Below are 26,031 nucleotides of genomic sequence, written 5' to 3'. Positions count from 1 at the left end.
CAACGCGCCGATGAGCCCCGCCTAGCTCTGGACGTCGGGTACGATTGGAGATACAAACGTACCAATATGGTTACCCCAGCGCTCACGGGATATCCGAGTCCTGATCGGCGCGGTGCGGATACCAGCGGGAATGAGGTTTGGCTGTGGCAGACGTGTCCGTTGAGTTTGATGTAGCGGTACCGATGCGGGACGGGACTGTGCTGAGGGCAGATGTATACCGGCCCGCTGGAGATGACGAGTGTCCGGTGCTCTTGCACCGCACCCCGTATAACAAGAGCACGTGGGATGGGAAGAGCCTGATCGACCCCGTCGAGCTGGCAAGACGTGGCTACATCGTGGTGCATCAGGACTGTCGCGGGCGCGATGCGTCCGACGGCCTTTGGTTGCCATGGGCGCACGAAGAGCTCGACGGCTATGACACGGTGGAGTGGGCCGCACAGCTCGAGGGCAGCAACGGCCGCGTCGGAATGGTGGGGGCCAGCTACACCGGCAACACCCAATGGAAAGCTGCGATCAGTCGGCCACCGGGGCTACGCGCTATTGCTCCTATGCAGACCTGGAGCGACCCCGCAGACGGCTTGATGTTTCGCGGCGGCGCAATCGAGCTGGGACTGAACAACTTCTGGACCCTCGGGCAGGCTTTCGGCGGCGTGATGAAGACTCGCACCGGCGAGAGCCTCACGGACGCGCTCGAGACCACGCTGACCGACATCAACGACCTGCACCGCACCGGGTACTGGCAACTGCCGTCGGGTCGACCAGCGGTCAACTCGGCGACCGGTCAACCCGACATCGGTGTGGCTCGCGCCCTGGAGGATCCGGGCACCCTCGATGAGAGCCGGGTGCTGGGAAACCACGACCGCGTGCAAGTGCCTAGCCTGAGCATTGCGGGATGGCACGACGTCTTCCAGCAGGGAACGATCGACAACTACATCAAGGCCCGGGAGGCGGGACTCACGTCCCGGCTGATCGTCGGCCCGTGGGATCACATGACCCTTTACGGGCACACGCTCGGCTTGACCGGCGAGGTGGCTTACGGCTTCCACTCGATCGCGCCCGGTCCTCAGTACGCGGATCTTAGCGATTGCCTGCTGACCTGGTTCGAGCCATGGCTCAAGGACGGCGCACCCACAGCAGAGCACGAGTCCGGCGTCCGGATCTTTGTAATGGGCGTTAACGAATGGCGGGACGAGTCCGGCTGGCCGCTCGAACGAGAGGTCCCGACGCCTCTATACCTCTCGAGCGACGCGTCCCTGTCGTTCGACGCGCCCACCTTGGACGAAGCATCGAGTTCCTACACCTATGACCCTACGGATCCTGCTATCACGGTGGGAGGACCCCACTTCATCGATCCGCACTATGCACGAGGCCCCGCAGACCAGCGACGGGTCGAGGAACGCTCCGATGTACTGGTCTTCACGAGCGCTCCGCTGGAGCATGATCTTGAGCTGACCGGCAGGGTGCGAGCCTCACTGTTCGCTGCCACCGATGGACCCTCGACCGACTGGGTAGTGCGGCTATGCGTTGTCGACGGTGAGGGTGTGTCGCGGAACATCGTTGACGGCATCGTCCGGACGGCCACCACTCCAGGACTCGTGATGGAACACGAGATCGACCTGTGGTCGACCAGCATCGTCGTAGCAACCGGGGAACGGTTGCGAGTCCACGTGACCTCAAGCAACTTTCCACGCTGGGACCGCAACCTCAACACCGGCGAACCCAATGCAGAGGCAACGACACACCGCGTGGCCCGGCAAGTCGTCATGCACGACCGCCTGCACCCATCCCACCTCACGCTCCCCGTCATCCCACGATGACCGGCGCGTCAATTCATCTACATCTACTGCGTCTCGCAAAGAATCAAGGATCGGAACGGTGACCATGGCTCCAGAACTGCCAATCGCGGAAACGAACGCCGAGGTCCCAGCACTTCAGGCAGGGGCGCTGGCATTCGGGACTGCCCTGGGCCTTGGGGCCGCATGCCTTGGACTGGGTGCGCAACTCGTGTTTGCGCCCATCGCATTCATCGGTGCGTCTGGTGCGGGATCCTGGCTGTCCGTGCTTGTGGCTTGCCAGTGCTGGCCTGCCTAGGACCCGCGATCTCCACGTTCTCCCGCCGGTACGTCGTGTCTGGCTCTCTCATGTCATACCTGGGGGAAGCTTTCGGTACCAAGGTCCGGAACCTGACCGGCATCTGTCTCTTGATGAGCACCCAGTGGGCCCCGTGGGGTGCTGGGGTGTGGGGCGGGGCGTGGGGTTCACGCGGTACGCGCTCCGATGGCCGTGAGCCGTTCGCCTCGACGGCCCATCACTTCTCCCGAAGTGATAGTAGACATCATACGTCATACAATGATAGACAACGCGTATGACCAACGCGATAGACGCGCGTCACACCCAGGTCGCGGAAGCTCCCGTTTCCCTAGGCGCCCCGACTGCCATCGAGCGGATCGCTCGCTTCGTCAGCTCTGTCGACCCTGCCGATATGGACGACCTCACGATCCGGGCGGCTGCGCGGGCCTTCGCGGACACCTTCGCGGTATCCGTCGGTGCACGGCGCGACCCCCTGACCGGCGTCCTGAGGACGTGGACTGCCGGGGAGGGCGGTGCGGGTACGATCTGGGCAGGCGTGGTTCCGGCCGGATGTACCGAAGAGCGTGCGGCTCACATCAATGCCGCCATGGCGCACGTGCTCGACTTCGACGATGCCTCCACGGTGATGCGGGGTCACCCCAGTGCCGTGCTGTTTCCGGCGATTGTGGCCGTGGGGGAGTCCTCCAAGGCGACGGGACGCGAGGTCAGTGCCGCCTACTCCGTGGGCTTCGAGGTGTGGATGAAGATCGCCAGGGCCGTGTCGACTGAGCACTACAAGCTCGGCTGGCACGCGACGGCGACGCTCGGGACCATCGCCGCGGCTGCCGCGGTCAGCAACCTCCTGCGTCTGTCGGAGACTGAGGTCGCTCGCGCACTGGGGATCGCCGTCTCGCAGGCGTCTGGCACGCGGCAAGCGTTCGGCACAATGGCGAAGTCGTACCAGGTGGGCGCGGCGGCCGCGGCGGGTCTGCAGGCGGCCCGACTTGCGCAGGCGGGCCTCACCTCCTCACCCGATGCCCTCGACGCCGCCGAGGCCGGCTTCCTCGCTCTTTACTGTGTCCCGGGCGCGCGCGAACTTCTCGATGCGCATCTGGCAACGCTCGGTGAGGCGCCGGGTGAGCTGCTCGCTCGCGGCGTCGAGGTCAAGCGCTTCCCGCTTTGTTACGCCACGCACCGAGCCATCGCCCTTGCGCTGGAGTTGCGTGAAGAACACTCCTTGAACGCGGAAGATATCGTCCGGGTCGAGGTCGAGACGAACGCGCACGGCATGGAGCCGTTAATCCACCACCGACCTATGACGGGGCTCGAGGCGAAGTTCAGCATGGAGTTCGCGGTGGCCGCGGCCCTGATTGACGGTGCCGTCAGGCTGCGCTCCTTCGATACCGAGGACGTGCAGCGTCCCGAGATTCAGGCGCTCCTGCGACGTGTCGTGGGGCATGAGGGACCTGGCGACCTCAACCCGCGGTGGACGACGATGACGATCCAGACTCGCGACGGCGCCGTCATCACCCGCACCATGCACGATCTGAAGGGCAGTGCGCAGCAACCCCTAGACGACACGGAGTTGCTCGCCAAGGTCGTGGACTGCTACCAGTATGCAGGCCTTGAGGCCGACGACGGTCGCCGATTCGCGACCACGTGCCTCGACTGGGCCGATGTCGACATCCGCGAGCTCGTCAGGTCGTCGGGGGTCGCATGACCGCGACGAGACGAACGCTGCACGCCTCGACTGCGTCACCGACAATCTCTGGCTCAAGGACTGGAAGTTGCGCTCGAGATGGGTGATCTCGTGTGCTCATGCTGCCGGGCGAGATCGAGCGGATGGGCACTCCTGAAGAGGTGTACGCGCCCGGGATCGCCCCACGCCGCGACGTTCTTGGGCGTGGGAAACAACCTGGAAGTTGTCGTGCGTGACGGACTGCTCCACCACGCGGACGGCACCATTCCCGGCAGCGCCACGCTCGCGGCAGGAGAAACAGAGGGCACGGAGCTCCGGCTGTTCATGCGTGGGCGGGACACGACGGCGACCGTGAAAGGTGGCGGCCAGACCGAGTCAGACGCCGTGATCGAACTCCCAGGTGTCCTGGCGCAGACGGTTCTGCGCGACGGCGGCCACCGTCAGTTCGTCTTGGACGTCCCGGGCCAGCATTGGTTCGCACGTAAGGGGACCTCCTGGACGCCGAGGTCGGTGATGCCGCGACCGTCTCGATTCCCGTCCGGGCCGCCATGGTCTACCGCGGCGACGAGCTGGTCCACCCCGCACGAAGGCGCGACGCATGTCGAGCGTTGGAGTCAGAGCGCGTAGACCTGATCGGACCTGACCAGCGACTCCTCACGTCCACGAGTTCAAACCCACCATAAGGAGTGTCGCCACATGTCCGACCACACGACCGAAGAGGTCGCCGCGATCCGGGAGGTCGCGCGTGAGTTCACGCGACGCCACCTCATCCCGCTCGAACGGGAGGTGATTCGGCGGGAGGTCGAGCGGGGTTTTAAGGACGAACCGCTCATCACCCTCGCGGAGGAGCAGCATCTGATCGATGAGTCGCGCAAGCTGGGTCTGGTCGGCATCGACGTCCCCGAGGAGTACGGCGGCTTGGGCTTGGGCATGTCGGCGAAGGCTGCGGCTTCCGAGGAGCTCGCTTACAGCATCACGCCGTTCAAGCTGTTCCCCGACTCGCCCAACCTGCACTACCTCGAGGCGCTGGCGTCGCCGTCACAGCGCGAAGAGTTCCTCGTCCCGTACGCGAAGGGGGAGAAGCGGTCCTGCCTCGCCCTCACCGAGCCAGACGCGGGGTCTGACATCGGCGGGATCAAGACCCGCGCGACAAAGATCGACGGTGGCTGGAGCATCACCGGGAACAAACTGTGGATCTCCTTCCTCGACCGCGCTGACTTCATCATCGTCATCGCGATCACCGATTCGGAGAAGGGCAAGCGCGGCGGTATGTCCGCTTTCTTGGTAGACAAGGACACGCCGGGCCTCATCATCTCCGACCCCATCCCGACGATGGGCGAGCAGCGGCCGTACGAGCTACGTTTTGACGACGTCCGGGTGACTGACGACCGGCTCCTGGGTGAGCCAGGGCAGGCGTTCGCACCATTGACTAACCGGCTCGGCGTGCGGCGAGTGGACATCGGCGCGCGTTGCGTCGGGATGAGCCGCCGGCTCATAGACATGATGTGCGACTACACCCTGCACCGCGAGACCTTCGGGACGAAACTGGCCGATCGTCAGGGCGTCCAGTTCATGATAGCCGACGCGCGCATCGACTTAGAGGCTGCGCAGATGATGGTCAATGACGCCGCTCGCCGCCTGGATGGAGGATTGATCGACATCCGCATCCAGGCGAGCGCCCTCAAGGTGTTCTCCACCGAGATGCTGACCCGCACCGTCGACAAGGCGATGCAGCTGCACGGGGCGATGGGCTACTCGAAGGAGCTCCCGATCGAGTTTATCTATCGGAGTAGCCGAATCCTGCGGATCTCGGAGGGAGCCTCGGAGATCCACCGCTGGCAGATCGCCCGGATGATGCTGAAGGATCCCGCGAACCGCTATTAGGGCGACCTCGGCCAGCGGTTACCCGACCGCCGGTTGAGCACGGGGTGCTGGCAGTCTCCAGATGCGGCGCCACGCCCCGCTCGATTTCCCCGAATCGGAAGGATGAAGCTGAGATGAGCCGTCTCGACGTCGACACGTACACGATCGACGACATGACGATCCACCGCGTGGTGGAGCTGGTCGCGCCCTTCATGCCCGCCACCGAGATGCTGCCTGCGCTCACCTCGGAGGTCCTGGACGAGAATCGTGGGTGGCTGGGGTCGCAGCTCGCCGAGAACAACTACTTTGTCCTGACGTACCAGTCCTTCGTGGTGCGTACACCGCATCACACGGTCGTCGTGGACACCGGTCTGGGCAATGACAAGGACCGTGGGCGTCCGGAGTGGCATCGCAAGACCGACGACCAGTTCTTGTCGGGCCTGGCGCGTGTGGGCGTCCGCCCCGAGGACGTTGACTACGTCATTTGCACGCACCTGCACGCCGACCACGTCGGGTGGAACACCCGCCTGGTCCAGGGGCGTTGGCAACCGACGTTTCCGCGGGCGCGCTACATACTCCATCGCGATGAACTAGCGGCGACGGCGGGGCGCCACCGCGAGAGCGGGGACCAGCCGTACGCGGACAGCATCTTGCCCATCCTCGACGCCGGGCTGGCTGACGTGGTGGACGAGGACTTCAGCATCGGCGACCACGGTCGTCTCCTCCTAACAGCCGGACACACGGCCGGCCACGTGGCGGTCCGGTTCGGACGGCGCCGTGACCGCGTTGTCTTCTCCGGCGACCTGCTCCACGTGGCGCTGCAGATTCGCTACCCCGAGCTCTCCTTCTTCAAGGATCTGGACCCGAGGGCAGCAGCGGTGACCCGTCGCGCGTTCCTAGAGCGGTACGCCGAGACCGACACTGTCTGCTGCACTGGACACATCCCGACTTCCGGGCCCGCCACGGTCCGTCGCCGAGGAGATGGCTTCGCCTTGGCCGCGAGTCGGGGAACGTAGGACGCCGAAACGCCGCTGCATGTGTTCTGCAGCCGCGCGATGAGAATGCCAAGTGCTATACCTTGACGCGGAACCGTCCCGCCGCTCCTGGCCGTCATCCCGTGACGATGCGCAGGGCGACCCGTTCGGCGGCGCAGATCAACGTTAAGGAATCGGCTGAATGGCTAGCACTCCGATGGACATGCGGATCGCGCGACCGGAGACGACCGTCCGCGAGCAGGTGGTCGAGGCGGTTCGGACGGCCATTGTGTCGGGGTTCTTCCAGCCGGGGCAGCGATTGACCGAAAAGCGCCTGATCGAAGAAACCGGGGCGAGCCGTACGTCGATCAGGGAAGCCCTCCGCGATCTGGAGAACCACCATCTCATCGAGCGGACAGGCACTAACGCGATCCGTGTGTCGATCCTAGATGAGCAGACCATCAACGACATCTACGACGTCCGGGCCGGTCTGGAGTCTCTGGCGGCCCAGCTGTGTGTGGAGCGGGCGTCGGGCGAGCAGCTCGAAGCTCTCTACCGCTGCGTTTCCACGGCGGGCGAGAGCGTTGAGGAACGGATCGCCGCCGCGGCTGAGTTTGATCGACTGTTGCTCGAGGCCGTCGGCAACGAGGTCCTGACCGAAATCTTGGGCAGTCTGCACTGGCGGGTTCAGGTCGTACGTCGCCTGACTATGACGATTCCCGGGCGCGCCGCCATCGCCTGGCAGCAGATGTCGAACATCGCCGAGGCGCTCCGCGATCGGGACGGCAGCAAGTCCAGAGATTTGACCCGAGCGCACATCGAGTCCGCCCGAGCGGCTGCTCTGACAGTCGTTGACACATTCAAGGACCCCGACCGCTGGTGAAGCCGGCGATCGCGGACTGGCGATCGTGAGCCGCCGCGTCACATGAGCCGCCCCGCTGCTCGACAGCTTGCATCTATAAGCCGGGCCGCCCTGGCCGGCTCGACCTTGTCCCCAGCGTCTGGTGTCGTTGCTGCGGCGCGAAGCTGCCCGCCTGGACGGACGAGCCTGCGAGCACGCAACACTCTGCTTCATGGTAGACGTATGATGTCAGACAAGATAGCCTGCGGTGATTGAGCCCACGCGATAGCGCCGTCTGAACGGTGCTCGCACGTACTCGTGACGTTCTTCCACGAGAAAGTTGGTCGAGGTGCCTGAATCCACCGACGTCTGCCTGGTCGAGGTCGGCAACAAGATTGCGACCGTCACGCTAAATCGGCCTGAGAAGCGCAATGCATTGAGCGCGGGCCTCATCGAGGACCTCGTGCGGATCCTCGGTGAGCTTGACGAGTCTGACGACGTCTCAGCGGTAATCCTGCGGGGTGCGGGCCCGAGCTTCTGTGCAGGTTACGACCTAAGTTCCGAGACCCGGTCGAAATACATACTCGCCGACCCGGTCGAGGACCGCTGGCGGATCCGCCGGAACGTGCGCCGATGGCTCGACCTGTGGGAGCTGCGGGTCCCGATCGTGGCCGAGGTGCAGGGCCACTGCCTCGCTGGGGGTGCCGAGATCATGATGATGTGCGACGTCGTTGTCGCAGCAGAGGACGCCAAGATCGGCTTCCCCAGTGCCCGGGCGCTGGGTGTCCCCCCGCTGAGTGCCCTTCCGATGCTCGTCGGCATCCGCGCCGCCAAGCGCATGATGTTGACCGGGGACTCGGTCTCGGGTGTCGAGGCGGCCGAGATGGGTCTGGTGACCGAGGCTGTGCCGGCAGACCGGCTCGAGAGCCAGGCGCGGGCGATCGCCGAACGAATGACGCTGATCCCCAAGGACGTCTTGGCGATGAACAAGGCCACCATGAATGCCGCCTTCGAGGCCATGGGGTTCCGGCATGCGTCGCTCGTCGGTGTGGATCTGGACATCATCGCCCACAACACGAAGACAGCTCGCGAGTGGAACGAGAGGTCCCAGCGCATCGGCGTGCGCGCCGCGTTGCGCGAGCGCGACGCGAAGTTTGAGAACTGAGGACGCGGCGCGCCCGAGGTGAGCGCGCGTCCTACCCCAAGGCGTGAGAGGCGGAGCAGGCGATGATGGTGGGCACGGTGGCCGGGTTGGAGGTCGAGATGATCGACGGGATCGCCCTGGTGACCATCAGCCGGCCGGAGGCGGGCAACTCGATCGACCCGCCGACCGCGTCGGCACTGAACTCCCTGTGGTTGGCGGCTGCTGAGGACGATGACGTCGTGGTCGTGGTCGTGATCGGTGCGGGTGAGCGATTCTTCTGCACGGGCATGGACCTGAAGAAGACCGCCACGCCCGGAGGCACGCCCTACGTTGTCGAGTACCTCAAGGGGCAGCAGTTGTCGTTCGCGCCGCCGGTGGACTTCCACAAGCCCACGCTCGTGGCACTCAATGGGATGGCGCTGGGAGCCGGCCTTGAGCTCGCGCTGGCGTGCGACGTGCGAATCGCCGCTGTGGGAGCCGAGTTGGGCCTTCCCGAGGTGAAGATCGGCAGTATGCCGGGTCAGGGAGGGACGCAGCGCCTGCCGCGCCTCATTCCTCGCAGCGTCGCCATGAAGATGCTCCTCACGGGAGACCGGATGTCCGCGTCCGACGCGCTCAGGTACGGGCTGGTCACCGATGTCGTCGAGGCTGCGGAACTCAAGACCACCGCCCTTGAGTTGGCGGGTCGCATCGCGTCGGCGGCGCCGTTGGCAGTCCAGGCCGTCAAGACCGCGGTGAATCTCGGAGCCGATCTACCGCTGGAGGACGCGCTTCGGCTGGAGGCGTTCCTGTGGGGGTCTCTTCGGGAGACCCACGATCGGACCGAGGGTCGAACGGCGTTCGCGGAGAAGCGGCCGCCGAGGTGGCAGGGCCGGTAGGCCTCGGCGCTCACGACGTTGGCTATATCTCCTCTCGCTATTGGAAACACTCCTAGAGTATGTTGTATGATGTTAGACATCTGATTCCAGCGGAGGACACCGGTGACATCTGAAGAAGGCCGGCAGCTGATTGCCGCGGACACTTACACCGTCACCAACGACCTCGTGGCCTTTCATACGAGCCGTTGCCTTGCGTGCGACGAGAGTTGGTTCCCGTCACGCGAGCGTTGCGCCGCGTGCGGTTCCAGGGACGTCGAAGCCCAAGAGTTGCCGGGCGAGGGCGTGGTCTACGCCTGCACATTCGTCCGTGCGGGGCAGCCGCGATTCCTGCCGCCGTATGCCCTGGCCTACGTCGACGTGGGCCCGATCCGGCTACTGACCCACTGTCGCTCTGAGGCAGCTTTGGCCCCGGGGACGCGAGTGCACTTCGTGCAGGACCAGGTCGGTGCAACGGATTCCGATGTGTTGGTGTCATACGTGGCTGAGGTGGTCGCTTCATGAGAAAGGTCTATGTCGCGGGCGCCAGTTCGCCTGGCTTCGGGAAGCTCGGGCGTGACGCTGTGAGCCTGGGAGTCGAAGCTGTGAGCAGTCTGCTCGACTCGACCGGCGTGGCATCGGCTGATGTCGACTACGGGGTCGCGGGGACGCTCTACGGCGGCTCGCTGGTGGGCCAGCGGATTTTCCAGGGCATCGGTGTGTCCGGCCAGCCGATCTTCACGGTGGAGAACGCCTGCGCGAGCGGCGCCTCGGCGGTGCACCTGGCCTGGCAGGCCGTTGCGACGGGCAGCGCCGACATCGCCATCGCGGTCGGGGCGGAGAACCTGACCTCCATGGGCGCGGGGCCGCTCAAGCTGACCACGAGGGACATCGAGGTCGACTTGGGCGTCGTGATGCCCGCGACGTACGCCATGCGTGCGCAGCGCTACCTGCACGACTTTGGCGTTGATGCGTCGGCGCTGTCCCACGTGTCGGTCAAGAACCGCCGCAATGGTGCCACCAACCCGCGGGCGCACTTCGGCGACCGCGCGGTGACGTTCGACGAGGTCGAGGAGTCCCGACTGATCGCCGACCCGCTGCGACTGTTCCACTGCTGCCCCAGCAACGACGGGGCAGCGGCGGTTCTGCTGTGCACCGCAGAGGTCGCGCAGGCGCTTGGGCTGCCGCAGGTGGAGATGCTCGCGAGTGTCGTAAGGTCCGGCGTCTTCCGCACGTCCGCGAAGGATATGACCTGGCCCGACATCACGTACCGTGCCGCGTCAGCCGCGTTCGAGGCAGCTGGGCTCAAGGCCGGCGACTTGGACGTCGTCGAGCTGCATGATGCGTTCACCATCGCCGAGTTCTTGCACTCGGAGGCGATGGGGCTGGCGGAGCGCGGAACTGCGCACCGGGCGGTGGCCGAAGGCGAGTTCGATATCGACGGTCGCGTCGCGGTCAATCCCAGTGGCGGACTGCTCTCGCGTGGACACCCGGTGGGAGCCACGGGCGTCGCGCAGCTCTGCGAGTCGTTCCTCCAGTTGATTGGCGAAGCTGGCGAGAACCAAGTCGCAGGCGCCAGTGTGGCCCTCACGCACGTCACGGGCGGTGGCATCTATGGAGTCGACAACGGCGCCTGTGCCGTTCACATCCTCGCCGTCTGATGGCGGGTGCACGCAGAAGGGAGAGGTCCGTGCAGGAAAAACAGACGCAGGGCGGCACCGCGCACATCGTGGGTTCGGGCAGCATCGCCACCGAGATCGTCCATCGGTTGGAGGCGGAAGGCTGGACGTTCGTCGACGAGATTTCGCCAGAGACCGAACTGAACGCACTCGTCTTTGCCCAAGGGCTCGCAGAGTCGGAGGTCAACGCCTCGGCGGCGACTTCCTTCGTCGCGACGGTGGAGCAGCTGGTTGATCGGTTCCACGAGGGCCACGCACGTGTGGTCGCTCTCGTCGGGCGGGAGGTTCTGGGTTGGCCGACGTCGCTGGAAGCGGCGGTCCAGGCGGGCGGGATCGCCTCGGCGGCTCGGAGCCTGGCGCTGAAGCTCGCGCGACGAGGCATCACCGTCAACGTGGTCGTGGCAAACCTCGACGACCTCGAGCCCGATGATGACGCGCAGGGAGTCCTGTCAGACTGGCCAGCGCCGAAGCCGCTGACGCTACGGTCTATCACGCCGCGCGACGTGGCCGACGCGGTCCAGTTCTTCGTCGATGCCCGCAGCGGATACATCACCGGGCAGCAGTTCTACGTGTGCGGTGGGTCGAGTCTCGTGTCGAGCCTGTCGGTGTGACGCCGTCGCCTGCTCGCGTCAACAAAAGACAAGGTCAAGCAATGAGTTTTATGGGAAAGACCGCTGTGGTCACGGGCGGCGCGAGTGGTATCGGACTGAGCATCGTCCGGTCGCTCTCAGCGCAGGGCGCCAAGGTGCTGATCGCCGATCTCAACGAGACCGGTGCGCGCGACGTCGCCAGCGAGCTGGATCCCACCGGGGAGACCCTCACGAGCCTCGGCGTAGACATCTCATCGCGTGAGGCGGTCACCTATCTGTTCGAGGCATGCACGAAGCGCCTCGGCTCTCCGGACATCCTGGTGAACAGTGCCGGGATTAATATTGACCGAGGCATCCGGAGGGTCAGCGACGCCGAGTGGCGCAGAACCCTCGACGTCAACCTGACCGGGACGTTCCACTGTTCGCAGGAAGCGCTGCGGCTCATGATCCCGCGGCGCGAGGGGACGATAATCAACATCGCCTCCAGGGCCTGGCTGGGTTGGTGGGGACAGACTGCGTATTCTGCATCCAAGGGCGGCGTCGTCTCTATGACACGCAGCCTGGCCATCGAGGTCGCGAAGTACGGCATCACAGTAAACTGCGTGGCGCCGGGTCTCATCGATACGCCGCTACTGCGCAGCGAGCCGACGGAAGTACTCGAGCGCCTCGCCCAGTCCCAGCCCAGCGGCACGATCGGCCGCGCCGAGGACGTCGCGTGGGCGGCGAGCTTCCTCGCTGGAGCCGGCGCCAGGCAGGTGACGGGACAGGTGTTGTACGTGTGTGGTGGCAAGAGCGTGTACGCCCGACCCCCTGTGACGGCATGAGCATCGTGCCCTCGGCTTCGAGGGAATGGAGCGAGGTGCATGAGCAGATGGATGTCTACAAAGCGGGCGACATGCGGATCGAGCGACCCGTGTCGACCGTGCGGGAGCAGGTGTTCCAAGCGGTACGGGCGGCGATCGTGTCCGGTCATTTTCTGCCCGGCCAGCGCCTGACGGAGAAGTTACTCATTGATGCGACCGGCGCGAGCCGAACGTCGATCCGAGAGGCGCTGCGAGATCTAGAGAACCATCACTTCATCGAGCGCACGGGGACCAATGCCATCAGGGTCGTCGTACTGGACGAGAAGGCGTTGAACAACATCTTCGATGTGCGCTCAGCACTCGAACCGCTGGCCGTGGAGTTCTTCGTGGCGCGTGCGTCGGACGCCGAGATTGCGAAGGCACGTTCCTTCGTGGAACACGCCGGGGGCAGCGTCGAAGAACGCCTGGATGGCGCGCTTGACTTTGACCGTCTCCTCCTCGAGGCCGTGGGCAACGGCGTCCTCAGTGAGATCCTCGAAAACTTGCACTGGCGGATTCACGTCGTGCGACGGATGACGATGTCAATTCCAGGTCGTAGCGCGGTGGCTTGGGAGGAGATGAACGATGTCACCGGGGCCATCTCCGAACGGAATGGGGCGCGTGCGCGCGATCTGATGCGTGTCCACATCGAGTCGGCGCGGGCCGCAGCCCTGTCGGTGGTCCACGCCATGGACACCGCCGACGATCACTGAGCCCTTGTGCCACCAAGCCTCGCTACGGGGCGTCGTGAAAGGTCAACACATGTCAAATTCGGATTGGCGCGCTCCTGACGGTGTGCCGTTCGTGATCATGCGCGGCGGAACCAGCCGCGGTGTCTTCTTTCGTCGCGAGGACGTCCCCGCTGATAGGGCGAGCCTGCGGCAGATGCTGTTGGATCTCTTCGGCAGTCCGGATGTACGGCAGATCGACGGGTTGGGCGGGGCGGATCCCCTTACGAGCAAGGCGGCCGTCCTCGGGCTACCCCAGAGTCCTGGGGCCGACGTGGACTATCTGCACGGGCAGGTAAGCATCCGGGAACCGCAGGTCGACTTCGCGGTGAACTGCGGGAATCTCACTACGGCTGCCGCCTCCCTCGCCATCACATGGGGTCTCGTCGCCCCTGTCGAAGGCGTGACCACAGTCCGCGTGCGAAGCGTCGGCACGGGTGCAGTGATCAAGGTCGATGTTCCGGTCCGCGACTCGCGCGTGGTCGAGCAGGGCGACTTCCCGATCGCCGGCGTGCCCGGCACTGGAGCCCGGATCGACCTGGACTTCTCCCAGACCGCCGGTCAGCGAACAGGTCGGCTCTTTCCCACCGGGGAACGAGCCGACAGTATCTACGTGCCTGCGTTTGGCGCGGAGGTGGCGGTCACCGTCATGGACCTGGGGAACCTGGTGACTTTCGTCCGGATGGACGATCTCGGCATCACGGCCCAAATGTCACCGGCCGCGGTCGAGGCCGATGCGGGGGTGTGGGAGGCGATGCGCCACATTCGTCGCGAGGTAGCCGGGCGGATCGGTTTCGTCGTGGACGACCAGTTCGACGAGTCCGTCAACCCGATGGTGGTGGCCGTAGCCCAGGCGGATGAGTACGTGACGCTCTCAGGGGCTCGGGTCGGGACCGACACATTCGCGCTGACCTGCCGACAGCTACGTTCCGCGGGCGTGCACAAGGCTTTGACGGGGTCAGCAGGAACGTGCGCGGCCGTCGCTAGTCGCATCCCGGGAACCGTCCCATTCATGGCTGTGCGGGAAGGCCTCCTGCTTGGCCCGGAAGTGGCGCTAGGACATCCGTCCGGTGTCCTGCCCGTCAGGTGTGCCGTCGACCTCGACGATCCGACGGCACCGCGCGTGTCTGAGGCGGTGCTTTTCCGAACCGCCCGGCGCATCGCTGAAGGGCGAGCCTTCCTGAAATGTCCAAGACCCTGAACGACCGACGCTGGCGCCGCTTCGGGCTGCATGTCCACCGAGGGAACATAAATCAACTGATTAGCCTGGACGTACGATGTCATACATGATACCAATGTCGGCGTGCGGCTGCCGGGGGTCTTAGAGGGGTTCGGGTCATCGATGTCTCGGCCGCTGCGAACTACTGCGGACGATTGTTCGCCGATCTGGGTGCAGACGTCATCCTTGTCGGGTCTGAGCCGAGTAGCGCGTTGCGCGACGTGCCCCCGTTGTCGACGGTGACGCTGACCAGATCCCCTCGTGCCGCGAACAACACGAGCAAACTCAACTTGTCCTTGTTTGGCTCGGCTCCGAGTGGCGACAAGCTGGGTCCGCCGACAGTCGAAATAATGCGAACCGAGGATTGACACATGCCCGAGACGACCGACGCTCTGCCCTTCGTTGACACTCCCGTCCGACCGCCCTTCGACCCCGCGCTAGTGCCGGTCCTGGACGCCGTGCGTCAGGCCATGCCGACGCTGTCTGCAGAGACACTCTCCCTATGGCGGCAATCGGAGCTTCCGGATTCAGAGCCCGTGGATTTCACCGCCGGAGGCACGGTCAGGGTCAATGAGCGTCAGGTACCCGGCCCCGACGGCGCCCCCGACATCACGCTTCTCATCCTGACGCCCGAGGCAGAGACCGGACCGCTGCCGGCGATTTACCACGTTCACGGCAGTGGCATGGTGTCCGGCGACCGCTACACGTTCGTGGAGATGCTTCTGCCCTACGTCTCTAGCGGACGCGCAATCGTAGTGTCGGTTGAGTACCGTCTCGCCCCCGAGCACCCAGATCCGGCGTTGGTGGAGGACAGCTACGCCGGGCTCGCCTGGACTGCAAGGAATGCCGACGAGCTCCGTATCGACCCCGGGCGGCTCATCATCCTAGGCCTGAGCGCAGGCGGTGGGATCGCAGCCGGGACGGCGCTGCTGGCTCGGGACCGCGCTTTTCCAAAGCTGAGTCACCAGGTACTGATCTGTCCTATGCTTGACGACCGTTTCGAGACCCACAGCAGCCGCATGCTCGACGAAGAGGGCACCTGGGACCGTAACTGTAATTTGTTCGCTTGGAATGCACTTCTCGGCAAGCGTCGCGGAGGACCAGACGTATCGCCTTATGCCGCCCCAGCCCGAGCCGAGGACCTCGCCGGTCTGCCACGCACTTACATCGACGTAGGCTCGGCCGAGTCGTTCCGTGACGAAGCACTGACTTACGCCCGCCGGCTTTCGGAGGCGGGTGTCAGCGTCGATCTCCACATGTGGGGTGGTGGATTCCACGGATTTGACCTGATGGCGCCGGACGCTGCGATAGCCCGTGCGTCGATCTCGACGCGCGACGAGTTCATCCAGCGGGCCCTTGGGGACTGAACTTGCTCGGCCGGACTCGCATAGGGCTGGCGTGGCCAGTCGATCGCCTCTGGGTGCGACGGACCGCTCTGAGCACGCTCAGAACTAGGGCATCGGCAACGAGGATCAAGATGCTGCCAATGCGAAAGAAGCACGGTTCCGTGAGGGAGCTGCCTGGATCGCCGAACAAACCGGCAAGTCGATCGCGCGGTTACGTGACCTGGCTATCAACGACGACTCCCTGGGCAACTGGCTTGCCCAGCGCCCCCAGGAATGCTGAAGGCGATTTCGCGGCCCCGGGCATTTGGCAATACGCGGTGATGCTCAGGGCACGAGGCGACGTGTCACCCGCGCAGTCATGACCAGACTAGGAACGAGGAAGACCGTGCTGTTCGCGAATCAGTCGTGCGGTTCGACGTCTGCACCGTCAGCGCTGCTGGTTCACGGAGTCGGTGCAAGCCGTGCCACCTGTAGGAGGTTCGGTCCCTGGCTGGCTGGGCGCGGCTTCCAAGCAATCGCAGTCGACCTTCGTGGTCATGGCAAAAGTCGTATTCAATCGGAACCGCAGCGCCGCGATCGATCACTGTCTTCTGTAGCAGCGGATCTAGTGGAAACGATGGCATCGCTGCGCCCGGATGTTGAGGGGTCGAACTCCTCGTCAGGCACTCGCTCGGTGCGTTGGTTTGAGCAATCTGAAAGGAAGGCGCTTTGTGATGCCACGGTCGCGGCCCAAACCAACCGAGCTTGAACTTGTGAATCTTGACCACGTGGGAGTGGTCTCGACCGAGGCTGACCAGGCGACTGGGAGTTTGATCTCGAGTAAGGACCGCGCTGCTTTCGAATACGCAGATGACATCGTTTCGGAGTACCGCCTGACCTCCGACTCGCTCCCGCAGGAAGGAGTGCCAGCCGGGAAGTACTTCCATTTCCGTTGGACTAGTCACACCGTATACCCCGGCGTTACCAGCAGCGTTTACCTGTACTTGCCACACGTCGCTGAGGAGGTAAATTCGGTCAACCTGCTGGTCTGCCTGGACGGGCTGGATTACGTCGGTGAACATTGTCGGGCGACTACGGTGCTGGACAACCTTGTGCACAGGGGCGAGATCCCGATGACCATTGGTTTGTTCGTCAATCCGGGGGAGAACGGCCCGGGGAATCCGCTCTATGGGGGCCAGACCAACCGCAGCGTTGAGTACAACACTGTTAGCGGGGAGTTCGCGCGCTTCTTGGTGGAGGAGCTGTTTCCCGTGGTCCGGACCAAGGTTCGGCTAACCGATGACCCAGAGGGCCGCGTCGTCTGTGGCTTCAGTTCCGGTGGCGCCGCCGCCTTGACCGCGGCGTTTTATCGTCCTGACGAGTTCGGGAACGTCATCTCCCATTGCGGAAGCTTCATCAACATCTTGGGCGCCAGCAACCTGCCAAGCATGGTCCGGCGCGAGCCCCGCAAGCCGATCCGGATATGGCACCAGTCCGGAGCACGTGATGCCGACATCATTTTCGGCAGCATCCCCATCGCTAACCGTGATCTCGACGCGGCCTTGCGATATCGCCGCTACGACTCGATGTTCGTCTTCGGCACCGGCGGGCACACCCTGCGACACGGCGGCGCGGTGTTTCCAGAGACGCTTCGGTGGATTTTTCGCGACCAGGTCGAGGGTAAGTAAGTCTTGATATGACGAGCAGGGCATGAGCAGCTTGTCGCGACCCCAGATGTTGACCCTCAGGCGCCAGTACGGGTGGGGTTCGAGTTCCGCGCGTGAGTGCTGGACCGTCGTACTGACAGCTGACGGGGCGCGGTAGAGCTCGACCTGCCGGACCTCACTGCGTCGGAGCGCATCGCTGGCTTCGTCAGCCCGTCAGCCCGTCAGCCCGTCAGCCCGTCGACCCGATTGACATCGACGAACCGACGATCCGCTCGGCCGCGCCCGCCTTCGCGGACACGTTCGCCGTGTGCATAAGCGCCCGGCGCGACCCCTGGCCGAGGTGATGGCGTCATGGGTCGTGGGCGACGTGGGGAGGAGTGCGATCCGGGCGGGCCTTGCAGCTGAGGCTGCGCCGAGGGGCGAGCCGTCCACCTCATCAGCGCGCTGGCGCACGTGCGGGACTACGACGACGCCTCCATGGTTATGAGCGGTCACCCCAGCGCCGTGCTGGTCCCTGCAATCGTTGCCGCACCTGAGTCGTCGCACGCGTCTGACCGTCAGGTCAGTCCCGCCTTCTACGCGGGGTTTGAGGTTTGGGTCAAGATCGCGAGGGCTGTGTCGATAGACCGTTACCAAACGCGGGTGGCATGCCGACTGACTCTCGGCACGATCTCTGCTGCGGCGGCGGTCAGCAACCTGCGACTGTTGGAGTTGGAGGTCGTCCATGCTCTGGATCGCCGAGTCGCAGGCGTCGGACAGCCGGCCGGCGTTCGGCACGATGGCGAAGGCCTACCAGGTGGGAACTGCTGCCGCGGTCAGGCCTCCAGGCGGCTCGCCTCGCGCACGCGGGACTCATGGCGTCGCGCATCTGCACTCGACGTCGAGGATGGAGGCTTCCGCAGCCTTTATTGCATGTCCCACCACGCGAACCGCTCGACAAGCAGCTTCGGACACTGGGCGATGCGCCGGGCGAGTTGCTCTCCAGTGGCGTCGAGGTCAGCGCTAGCCGCAACGTTACGCGACCCACGAACGATCGCCTTCGCCCTCGAGCTTCGTCAGGAGTACGCCTTGAGCGCCAACGAGGTCGTTCGGGGTCGAGGTCAAACAAACTCCCATGGTGTGGAGTCGCTCATCCACTACCGTCCCACGACGGGCCTCGAGGCGAAGTTCCGCATGGAGTTCGCGGTGGCTACGGCGCTGCTCGACGGGTGGCGGTGGGGGTCAGCCGCTCCGCTATGAACCTGACAGGAGTGGCGTCCGCATCACGGCCACCGTTCGCACCGATCGTCGTCGAGAGGACGGTGGCTGGGGACGTCGGCCACAAGCCAAGAACCGTCATACGCCATACGCCATACATATCCTTGACATATTGCCCAACACAGGGTCATGCTCATCGACATGTTCTGATCGGGCGGGCTACGAAGAACCACGGCCGCCCCTGGGTGGCGGTTCCTTTACCTTGACTTGAGGAGACAAGTATGAAGGCACGTAGGCGTGTTCAGGCGAGAGGGAGTCGCGGGTACAGATGGGCGGCGGCCCTGCTGGCTGGAGTGCTGGCAGCCGGTCTCCTCGCCGCGTGCGGGAGCGGAGGCGACGGCGACCGCGACTCATCGTCGAAGTCGGGCGGCACGTTGACGGTTGCCATCACTTATCCGCCCTCTAGCTTCGAGCTCAACACCCAATGCAGCAGCGAGGTATTCCAGCTGGCCTACGAACCGCTGATCCGAGTGTCTCCCACGGGCGGATATGAGCCGGCAATCGCCGAGTCGTGGGCGTATTCGAAGAACAACACGGTGTTCACCATGAAGATCCGCAAGGGCGTCAAGTTCCAGGACGGCACGGATGTCACGGTGGCGTCCGTAGTCGACACCCTCAATTATTACAAGTCTGTGCCGGGCATTATCAAGGGCTACATCGAGCCCTGGACCGTTAAGGCGGTGGGAGACGACTCGGTGCAGATCAGCTACGACGAGCCGTTCATCGGGATCGAGGACATTCTGTCCGACGTCGGCATGTGCAACAACGGCATGATCATCAGCGAAGCCGGCCTCAAGAACCCTGACAAGCTGAAGACCGAGATGTTCGGCGCCGGTCCCTACGAGTATGTTGCCTCGGAAAGTAACCCTGGCGATCACTACACGTTCAAGCCGAACCCCAACTACTACGACAAGTCCCGCCAGAACTGGGACGAGGTGGTGCTTCGGGTCATCCCGGACCCGACGACGGCGCTCAACGCCCTGAAAACTGGGCAGGTACAAGTGGATGTGGTCGGGGGCGAGACACTCGTGGACCAGGCCAAGTCGGCGGGCTTCGACGTCACACTGTCGACCTATTACGGAATGTGCATCCTCGTGTCCGACACCGAGGGGGTCGTTTCGAAGCCGCTTGCTGACGTGCGCGTTCGCCAGGCTATTGCGCTGGCGCTTGACCGGGAGGGCATCGCGGCCGCATCTGGGCCCGAGGCCAAGCCTCAGGACCAGATCGCGCAGATCGACGGGGTGGGCTACGACCCAGACCTCCCCTCGAGGTACACCTACAACCTTGACGAGGCCAAGCGGCTCATGGCCGAGGCTGGCTACCCGGACGGGTTTGACGTGGAGATGCTCTGGAGCAGTGACGATGTGCCAGCCAAGACCCCGCTGACTGCCGCTGTCGAGGAGCTTTCCAAGATCGGGATCAACATCAAGCTGAAGTCCATTCCGTTTGGAGAACTCGTCACTGCGAGGCAGTCCAAGAAGTACCCACTGTCGGCCGCTTCGTTCGGACTGTACGGAGACCTTCCATCCAACGCGTACCGGCTCTATAAGCTCCCGTACGCCGACGTCTTTAACGTCTTTGGGAACACGGACCCTGAGATCGACAAGGCCTATAACGCCCTCGTGACCTCCTCTGAATCAAACCTTGACGAGAACGCGAGACTGTTCAACGAGGCAATGGGTGCCGCGGCCTGGGTCATCCCCGTGGTGGCGCTTCCTCAGTACGCTTTCTCTGACGGCATCGACATCGGTGACCCGGGGCAGCTGGGCTACTACGCCATTAATAGCTGGAAGCGCGCGAGCTGAACTGAGTTTCTGGCCCCGGCCTCTGGGCCGGGGCCAGAAACGACGCATCGGGCGCGAGCGCGAAAACGCACTCGGCCCCGCCGCTCAATGTCGGCATCAAGGGTCGCGAGAAAGGAACCCAATGCTCGGAGTCATCGGGCGGCGCTTGCTCTTAGCGGGCCCGCTGATGCTGATTATTTCGCTGGTCGTCTTTGTGCTGGGGTCACTCGCGCCAGGCACCGTTGCCGGAGCAATTCTAGGTCCAACCGCGACCGCCGATCAGATCGCGGAGTTGAATGCGGAGCTCGGCACTGACCAGCCGGTGCTGGTTCAGTATTGGGCGTGGCTGCAGGACGCATTGTCAGGAGACCTGGGGACATCTCGTGTCTCTGGTCGTTCGGTGGTCGAGATCATCAGCGGCAGGCTCCCGGTGACTTTGTCGCTCACGTTTGGTGCCCTACTTATTGTCATCGTCCTTGGAACCAGCATCGGGGTGCTTGCAGCCGTGCGTGGTGGGTTTATCGGGCGGATCGCAGAGGTTCTCGCCGTGTTTGCTCGCGGTATCCCTAGTTTTTGGCTCGCACTGATCGCCGCTCTCGTCTTCGGCGTCAACTTGGGGTGGTTCCCGGTCTCGGGCTATGTTCCGATTGCGGAGTCGCCCTCGGCCTGGGCACTGTCACTGGTGTTGCCGGTCGCAGTTCTGGGTCTCGGCGAGGCGGCTCTAGTGGCGATCGTGACGAGAGCCGAGATGCTTGCTGCAATGCGGAGCGACTATGTGCGCAGCCTCCGCGCGAATGGCTACCCGTGGAAGCGAATCGTGTTCAAGCACATCGCTAAGAACGCCGGTGGCCCGGTGCTCACCATGGTGAGCTTGGTGTTCGTCGGCTTGCTCGGCGGGACCATCCTGATGGAGCAGATCTTCGCCATGCCCGGCCTCGGCGCGCAGATGGTGAGCGCAACCACCACCCATGATCTCCCAGTCATTCAAGGGCTAACAGTGTTCTACACGGCCATGGTGGTGCTCGTGTTTCTCTTCACCGACGTGGCGATTGCATTCCTGAACCCGAAGGTGAGGTCTCGATGACCGCGGCTATTGAGAGCGCTGCGCCGGAAGCCGATGCCCGCGCTGCCGCCGAGGGTGATGCCGGCTTCGTGTCGCGGCTGGTGCGACAGCCACTGACAGTGGTGTGCGGTGTGGTGCTCCTTCTCATCATCCTGGCTGCGGTGCTGGCACCCGTCCTGTCCCAGTACGGGCCGCTCGAGCAGGACCTGCGCAACATCAATGCCGGGCCCTCTGGTGATCACCTTCTCGGTACCGACCAGTTGGGTCGCGACATCCTCGCTCGGATGATGTACGGCGGGCGGGTGACGCTCCTGGGCATGGGCGAGGCCGTCATCGTCTGCACCTTGATCGGAGTGGCTCTGGGAATCGCCGCAGGCACCATTGGCGGTTGGGTTGAGGTCGTCGTGATGCGGGGGTGCGACGCTCTGCTCGCGGTTCCTGCTCTCGTCCTGCTCCTCGTGGTTCTCGGCATCTTTGGAAACAATGAGGCTGCGGCGATGGTCACCCTCGGAGTCATCATGGCGCCAACGCTGGCGCGCGTTGTTTACTCCGCCACGATTGCGGTTCGCGAGGAGCCGTACGTGGCCGGCGCGAGGGTCGCGGGACTGACAAGTGCGCAGATCATGCGTAGGCACATCCTTCCAGCGGTCACCGGGCCCGCACTGACGCTGATCAGCATCGTGGCCGCGATTGCCTGCATGGCTGAGGCCGGGATCGGCTACCTCGGGCTCGGGGTGCTGCCCCCGGACCCCACCTGGGGGAACATGATTTCTGACGCACAGCAGGCCATGACCATCAACCCTTGGATGCTCGTCCCGACCGGGGGGATCATTGTGGTCGTCGCACTGAGCCTCACCCTGATAGGGAACGGCATCCGGGACGCGTACATGGGGCGGTCCAGTGGTTCGGTGAAGGCCTATAGCTGGCGCGCGCTCGCGCCTACTGTCTCGCAGGAACCGGATTCGCGTCTAGACGACGTCGAGGTACGGACGGACCGACGCAACTTGGTGCTGAGTGTGCGCCGGTTGACCGTCACCATGCCCCGTGGAACTGGCGAGGTCCCCATTGTCGACGATGTCAGTTTCGACGTTCACCCTGGCGAGGCACTAGGGATGGTCGGCGAGTCCGGCTGCGGGAAGTCGATGACCATCTCCGGTGTCCTTCGGGTGCTGCCCCTCGGAGCCCGCGTTCAGGCCGCCTCAATCATGTTCAAGGGGGTCGAACTTACCTCCTTGAGCGAGCACGAGCTCAATGCTTATCGCGGGCGAGGGATCGGGTTCATCTCCCAGGAGCCGATCTCAAGCCTCAACCCGGCATTCACCGTCGGGCATCAGCTCGCGGAGGCTGTGCGGCTGCACCAGCGGGTTGGCAAGAGCGAGGGGCGCCGCATCGCGCAGGAACTCATGACCCGCGTCCGGCTGCCTGACCCTGAAGTCGTCGCCAAGAAGTACCCCCATGAGCTCTCGGGAGGGATGGCGCAGCGTGTCGCCATCGCGCGGGCGTTGGCTGGCGAGCCAGAGCTCCTCATCGCCGACGAGCCCACGACCGCCCTCGATGTCTCGGTGCAAGCTGAGATCCTCGATCTCCTCCGTGAGCTGCGAGAGCGGAGCGGGATGGCCCTCATCCTCGTCACCCACGACTGGGGGGTCGTCGCGGAAGCGTGCGACCGCGCGGTTGTCATGTACGCGGGACAGGTCGTGGAGACCGCCGACGTGCGGCCGCTGATCCAGAGCCCGGAGCACCCGTACACGAGGGCTCTGCTGAGGTCGTCGGCTGTCGGTATCACTCCGCGCCAGAACCTACCGGTCATTGCCGGCGCGGTGCCGAGCCCCGGATCCTGGCCCGGCGGGTGTCGATTCGCCAGCAGGTGTGAGTTCGTACAGCCGGCTTGTACCGCTGCGCCGATCCCGATGGTGCCTGTCGATGTCGACGCGAGCGCGCGCTGCATCCTCGTTGCATTGCGCGACCAGGTGGTGGCGAAGTGAGCGCGCTGGTTCAGATCCGTGACCTTAGCGTCCTCTACCGAGGACGGGGCCGGCGAGCGGACAAGCTCGCACTCGACGGGGTCAGCGTCAGCCTCGGCGCCGGCGAGACGCTGGGCCTCGTCGGAGAGTCCGGGTCGGGCAAGTCGACGCTGGGCAACTGCGTGCTCGGACTCGTACAACCCACCCACGGGACAATCACCTTCGACGGCCGGGACATCACTCACCGCACCGCTCGCGAGCGCCGGGCACTGAGTACGCAAGTCCAAGCCGTGTTCCAAGATCCGTACAGCTCGTTCAACCCACATCGAACGATCGAGCAGACAGTGGGGGAGACGCTCGACTCCCTGCCGCGAATGTCGCGGGCAGAGCGGCGCGCGCGCATCGTGGCGATGCTGGAGAGGGTGGGTCTTGATCAGTCCGCTCTGACGAAGTTTCCCGCCCAGTTCTCGGGTGGGCAACGCCAGAGAATCGCGATCGCCCGGGCGCTGCTGCCTGATCCAAGGCTCGTCGTCTGTGACGAGTTGGTCTCCGCTCTTGACCTCTCCGTCCAGGCACAGGTCTTGAACCTGCTTCTCGAGCTTCAGCGGGAGCGTGGAGTCGCCTACCTCTTCATTACACACGACCTAGCGGTCGTGCGACACATGAGCACTCGCGTTGCTGTTCTGCAGCACGGACAACTTGTGGAGGAAGGCACCTCCGCTGAGGTAACGGAGCATCCCACACAGCCCTACACGCGCCGACTCGTCGCGGCTTCACTGGATGCCGACGCCGACCTTCAACGGGTTCGTCGTGCTACTCGCAAGGCGGTTGCTGATTCGACGCGAACCTCGATGGGTGGAGGCGCCGGTTCCGATGTTGCGCTACTCGGGGCATTCGAGCAGCAAGCTGTGGCTGAAGCGACGGCGCAGCCGACCCCCCGGGCATCGATCGTGTCAGGCGCACTTATCCAGGCCAAGGGCGGCGCTAGCACGATAGAGACCCTCGTGGCACTCCGGGCTGCCATTCTTGAGATGGCTTCCCGCACTTCAGCGACCATGACTCCCCCTGACCTATTGACGCGGCTCGAAGGAGCGCGCGCCGATCTGTGCAGAGCCGTCATCGCCGACGGGCGGACCAGCGAGTTCCTCGACTTACTGCGCCAGTTGGCCGCAGCGATCGAGGACGGTGACCGAGTTCAGGCGCGGATGATCGTCAACTTCCTCGACTCCGTCGAGGGCGATGTCTCGTCCGTAGCCCACGATCGCCCCGAGACGGGTAGTTACAAGTCGAGGTCCTGACCTGACCATCATGAGCAGAGGGAGAAACGTTTCGCGATGATCTACTCGCAGCCAGAATCGGTTCACCTGGACCTGGTGGACCTCGATCACTACGGGATGACGTCGTCGTACGATGACCCCACGGACGGGTACACGTACCCGAGCGAGGATCGAGCGACCCTGTTTCACCTGAGCGATGACGTCGTGTCCGACTACCGCTTGACGTTTGAGTCGCTTCCGCAGGAGGGCGTACCTGACGGTAAATACTTTCACTTCCGTTGGACCAGCCACACAGTGTATCCGGGAGTAACGAGCAGCATTTATCTCTACCTGCCGCATGGTGCAGAGGAGGCGGAGTCGGTCAACCTGATGGTGTGCCTGGACGGCCTGTACTACGCCGGCGAACAGGCTCGTGTCACCACAGTGCTCGACAATCTGGTGCACTCAGGTTCGATCCCGATTACCGTCGGCCTCTTCCACAATCCGGGTGAAACTGGGCCGGGTTACCCAGTCTACGGGGGTAACACCAACCGAGCTGTTGAGTACGACACCGTCAGCGGCGAGTTCGCCCGTTACCTTGAACAGGAACTCTTCCCCATCATCCGTACCAAGGTGCGTCTGACCGACGACCCGAAGGGCCGCGTCATCGCTGGCCACAGTTCGGGCGGCGCAGGTGCGTTCAGCGCGGCGTTCCATCGACCCGACGTGTTCGGCAACGTCATCTCGCACTGCGGAAGCTTCATCAACATCCGGGGGGCTAACAACCTACCCAGCATGGTCCGCCGCGAGTCGCGCAAGCCGATCCGGGTCTGGCACCAGTCAGGGACCCGCGACGCCGACATCATTTTTGGCAGCATCCCGATCGCAAATTACGATCTCGCGGCTGCACTGAAGTATCGCCGCTACGAGTCGGTATTCGAGTTCGGAACCGGTGGACACTCTCTTAGGCACGGCGGCGCCGTGATGCCCGAGACGCTTCGGTGGATCTTTCGTGATCAGGTCGACGACAAGTGACAACCAAGGGTGAAGTCCAGGACGACGAAACGAGACGGCGGCACTGCAGGTGGAAACGGCAGCGTCCGTGATGATCGAATTCAACGTGCCGACCCGGCGGATTGGTCTCGTCGCGGACGTCCAGTTCGACAAGTCCGTCAACCCGATGGTGGTGGCCGTCGCCCAGGCGGCTGAGTA

General features: G+C 64.2%; 22 protein-coding genes and 1 pseudogene. All 23 read left to right on the top strand.

Going from position 1 to position 26,031, the window contains the following annotated elements; translation table 11 throughout:
* Window positions 1-182: 182 nt before the first annotated feature.
* The 23 genes and pseudogenes from H5V45_RS09565 to H5V45_RS09455 all read left to right on the top strand — a co-directional run bounded on the left by H5V45_RS09565 (window position 183) and on the right by H5V45_RS09455 (window position 25,854).
* Entirely contained in the window at window positions 183-1,817 is a 1,635-nt protein-coding gene (locus H5V45_RS09565) for a CocE/NonD family hydrolase (RefSeq protein WP_246416225.1), read from the top strand.
* A gap of 548 nt (window positions 1,818-2,365) precedes the next feature.
* Window positions 2,366-3,790 (top strand): MmgE/PrpD family protein, encoded by a 1,425-nt coding sequence (locus H5V45_RS09560; RefSeq protein WP_185252714.1) that lies wholly within the window; start codon window positions 2,366-2,368, stop codon window positions 3,788-3,790.
* A gap of 675 nt (window positions 3,791-4,465) precedes the next feature.
* Window positions 4,466-5,653 carry an acyl-CoA dehydrogenase family protein gene (locus tag H5V45_RS09555; protein WP_185252713.1) on the top strand — a complete coding sequence of 396 codons (1,188 nt, stop codon included), beginning with the start codon at window positions 4,466-4,468 and terminating at the stop codon, window positions 5,651-5,653.
* Between the two features lie 113 nt (window positions 5,654-5,766).
* The gene (locus tag H5V45_RS09550; protein ID WP_185252712.1) at window positions 5,767-6,648 is read left to right on the top strand and encodes an MBL fold metallo-hydrolase; all 882 of its coding nucleotides are present in this window, start codon (window positions 5,767-5,769) and stop codon (window positions 6,646-6,648) included.
* Window positions 6,649-6,823: 175 nt separating this feature from the next.
* Window positions 6,824-7,489 carry a GntR family transcriptional regulator gene (locus H5V45_RS09545; protein WP_185252711.1) on the top strand — a complete coding sequence of 222 codons (666 nt, stop codon included), beginning with the start codon at window positions 6,824-6,826 and terminating at the stop codon, window positions 7,487-7,489.
* 307 nt (window positions 7,490-7,796) lie between these two features.
* A complete protein-coding gene (locus H5V45_RS09540) occupies window positions 7,797-8,612 on the top strand; it encodes an enoyl-CoA hydratase-related protein (protein WP_185252710.1) in 816 nt (271 codons plus the stop codon).
* Between the two features lie 62 nt (window positions 8,613-8,674).
* A complete protein-coding gene (locus H5V45_RS09535) occupies window positions 8,675-9,469 on the top strand; it encodes an enoyl-CoA hydratase/isomerase family protein (protein ID WP_221633969.1) in 795 nt (264 codons plus the stop codon).
* 102 nt (window positions 9,470-9,571) lie between these two features.
* Window positions 9,572-9,970, top strand: coding sequence for a Zn-ribbon domain-containing OB-fold protein (locus H5V45_RS22855; RefSeq protein WP_185252709.1), 399 nt, complete (start codon window positions 9,572-9,574; stop codon window positions 9,968-9,970).
* The gene (locus H5V45_RS09525) at window positions 9,967-11,106 is read left to right on the top strand and encodes a thiolase family protein (RefSeq protein WP_185252708.1); all 1,140 of its coding nucleotides are present in this window, start codon (window positions 9,967-9,969) and stop codon (window positions 11,104-11,106) included. Before H5V45_RS22855 ends, H5V45_RS09525 begins: the two co-directional genes overlap by 4 nt.
* Before the next feature lie 29 nt (window positions 11,107-11,135).
* Window positions 11,136-11,735: an SDR family oxidoreductase gene (locus tag H5V45_RS09520; RefSeq protein WP_185252707.1), complete on the top strand. Its 600-nt coding sequence runs from the start codon at window positions 11,136-11,138 to the stop codon at window positions 11,733-11,735.
* 50 nt (window positions 11,736-11,785) lie between these two features.
* Window positions 11,786-12,538: an SDR family NAD(P)-dependent oxidoreductase gene (locus tag H5V45_RS09515; RefSeq protein ID WP_221633968.1), complete on the top strand. Its 753-nt coding sequence runs from the start codon at window positions 11,786-11,788 to the stop codon at window positions 12,536-12,538.
* Window positions 12,535-13,269, top strand: a complete 735-nt coding sequence (locus tag H5V45_RS09510) for a GntR family transcriptional regulator (RefSeq protein WP_185252705.1) — start codon at window positions 12,535-12,537, stop codon at window positions 13,267-13,269. The genes H5V45_RS09515 and H5V45_RS09510 overlap by 4 nt, the downstream gene beginning before the upstream one ends.
* An 82-nt stretch (window positions 13,270-13,351) precedes the next feature.
* Window positions 13,352-14,485 (top strand): PrpF domain-containing protein, encoded by a 1,134-nt coding sequence (locus H5V45_RS09505; RefSeq protein ID WP_185252704.1) that lies wholly within the window; start codon window positions 13,352-13,354, stop codon window positions 14,483-14,485.
* A 131-nt stretch (window positions 14,486-14,616) separates the two neighbouring features.
* Window positions 14,617-14,871: pseudogene (locus H5V45_RS22850) on the top strand (hypothetical protein); the annotation flags it as partial.
* A gap of 3 nt (window positions 14,872-14,874) precedes the next feature.
* Window positions 14,875-15,870, top strand: a complete 996-nt coding sequence (locus H5V45_RS09495; RefSeq protein WP_185252703.1) for an alpha/beta hydrolase — start codon at window positions 14,875-14,877, stop codon at window positions 15,868-15,870.
* Between the two features lie 337 nt (window positions 15,871-16,207).
* A complete protein-coding gene (locus H5V45_RS22845; RefSeq protein ID WP_425491430.1) occupies window positions 16,208-16,597 on the top strand; it encodes an alpha/beta hydrolase in 390 nt (129 codons plus the stop codon).
* A gap of 19 nt (window positions 16,598-16,616) precedes the next feature.
* Window positions 16,617-17,516 (top strand): alpha/beta hydrolase-fold protein, encoded by a 900-nt coding sequence (locus tag H5V45_RS09485; protein ID WP_185252701.1) that lies wholly within the window; start codon window positions 16,617-16,619, stop codon window positions 17,514-17,516.
* Between the two features lie 414 nt (window positions 17,517-17,930).
* On the top strand, window positions 17,931-18,734 hold the full coding sequence (locus tag H5V45_RS22840) for an MmgE/PrpD family protein (protein WP_425491461.1): 804 nt from the start codon (window positions 17,931-17,933) through the stop codon (window positions 18,732-18,734).
* 239 nt (window positions 18,735-18,973) lie between these two features.
* Entirely contained in the window at window positions 18,974-20,557 is a 1,584-nt protein-coding gene (locus H5V45_RS09475; RefSeq protein ID WP_185252699.1) for an ABC transporter substrate-binding protein, read from the top strand.
* A gap of 121 nt (window positions 20,558-20,678) precedes the next feature.
* Window positions 20,679-21,620, top strand: a complete 942-nt coding sequence (locus H5V45_RS09470; RefSeq protein ID WP_185252698.1) for an ABC transporter permease — start codon at window positions 20,679-20,681, stop codon at window positions 21,618-21,620.
* Complete coding sequence (locus H5V45_RS09465; RefSeq protein WP_185252697.1) at window positions 21,617-23,584, top strand: dipeptide/oligopeptide/nickel ABC transporter permease/ATP-binding protein; 1,968 nt, start codon at window positions 21,617-21,619, stop codon at window positions 23,582-23,584. The genes H5V45_RS09470 and H5V45_RS09465 overlap by 4 nt, the downstream gene beginning before the upstream one ends.
* The gene (locus H5V45_RS09460) at window positions 23,581-24,861 is read left to right on the top strand and encodes an ATP-binding cassette domain-containing protein (protein WP_185252696.1); all 1,281 of its coding nucleotides are present in this window, start codon (window positions 23,581-23,583) and stop codon (window positions 24,859-24,861) included. The genes H5V45_RS09465 and H5V45_RS09460 overlap by 4 nt, the downstream gene beginning before the upstream one ends.
* A gap of 36 nt (window positions 24,862-24,897) precedes the next feature.
* A complete protein-coding gene (locus H5V45_RS09455) occupies window positions 24,898-25,854 on the top strand; it encodes an alpha/beta hydrolase (protein WP_185252695.1) in 957 nt (318 codons plus the stop codon).
* Window positions 25,855-26,031 lie beyond the last annotated feature (177 nt).

It is taken from the genome of Nocardioides luti (assembly GCF_014212315.1).
Taxonomy (GTDB): domain Bacteria; phylum Actinomycetota; class Actinomycetes; order Propionibacteriales; family Nocardioidaceae; genus Nocardioides; species Nocardioides luti.
The sequence above is the reverse complement of the archived record's forward strand: the minus strand, read 5'-3'. Positions and strand labels throughout refer to the sequence as shown.

Bases quoted from the DNA above. Each gene is read 5' to 3' on its own strand.
- H5V45_RS09565 (WP_246416225.1), top strand. From the start codon at position 183: ATGCGGGACGGGACTGTGCTGAGGGCAGATGTATACCGGCCCGCTGGA.
- H5V45_RS09560 (WP_185252714.1), top strand. From the start codon at position 2,366: ATGACCAACGCGATAGACGCGCGTCACACCCAGGTCGCGGAAGCTCCC.
- H5V45_RS09555 (WP_185252713.1), top strand. From the start codon at position 4,466: ATGTCCGACCACACGACCGAAGAGGTCGCCGCGATCCGGGAGGTCGCG.
- H5V45_RS09550 (WP_185252712.1), top strand. From the start codon at position 5,767: ATGAGCCGTCTCGACGTCGACACGTACACGATCGACGACATGACGATC.
- H5V45_RS09545 (WP_185252711.1), top strand. From the start codon at position 6,824: ATGGACATGCGGATCGCGCGACCGGAGACGACCGTCCGCGAGCAGGTG.
- H5V45_RS09535 (WP_221633969.1), top strand. From the start codon at position 8,675: ATGATGGTGGGCACGGTGGCCGGGTTGGAGGTCGAGATGATCGACGGG.
- H5V45_RS09525 (WP_185252708.1), top strand. From the start codon at position 9,967: ATGAGAAAGGTCTATGTCGCGGGCGCCAGTTCGCCTGGCTTCGGGAAG.
- H5V45_RS09515 (WP_221633968.1), top strand. From the start codon at position 11,786: ATGGGAAAGACCGCTGTGGTCACGGGCGGCGCGAGTGGTATCGGACTG.
- H5V45_RS09510 (WP_185252705.1), top strand. From the start codon at position 12,535: ATGAGCATCGTGCCCTCGGCTTCGAGGGAATGGAGCGAGGTGCATGAG.
- H5V45_RS09495 (WP_185252703.1), top strand. From the start codon at position 14,875: ATGCCCGAGACGACCGACGCTCTGCCCTTCGTTGACACTCCCGTCCGA.
- H5V45_RS22845 (WP_425491430.1), top strand. From the start codon at position 16,208: ATGACCAGACTAGGAACGAGGAAGACCGTGCTGTTCGCGAATCAGTCG.
- H5V45_RS09475 (WP_185252699.1), top strand. From the start codon at position 18,974: ATGAAGGCACGTAGGCGTGTTCAGGCGAGAGGGAGTCGCGGGTACAGA.
- H5V45_RS09470 (WP_185252698.1), top strand. From the start codon at position 20,679: ATGCTCGGAGTCATCGGGCGGCGCTTGCTCTTAGCGGGCCCGCTGATG.
- H5V45_RS09465 (WP_185252697.1), top strand. From the start codon at position 21,617: ATGACCGCGGCTATTGAGAGCGCTGCGCCGGAAGCCGATGCCCGCGCT.
- H5V45_RS09455 (WP_185252695.1), top strand. From the start codon at position 24,898: ATGATCTACTCGCAGCCAGAATCGGTTCACCTGGACCTGGTGGACCTC.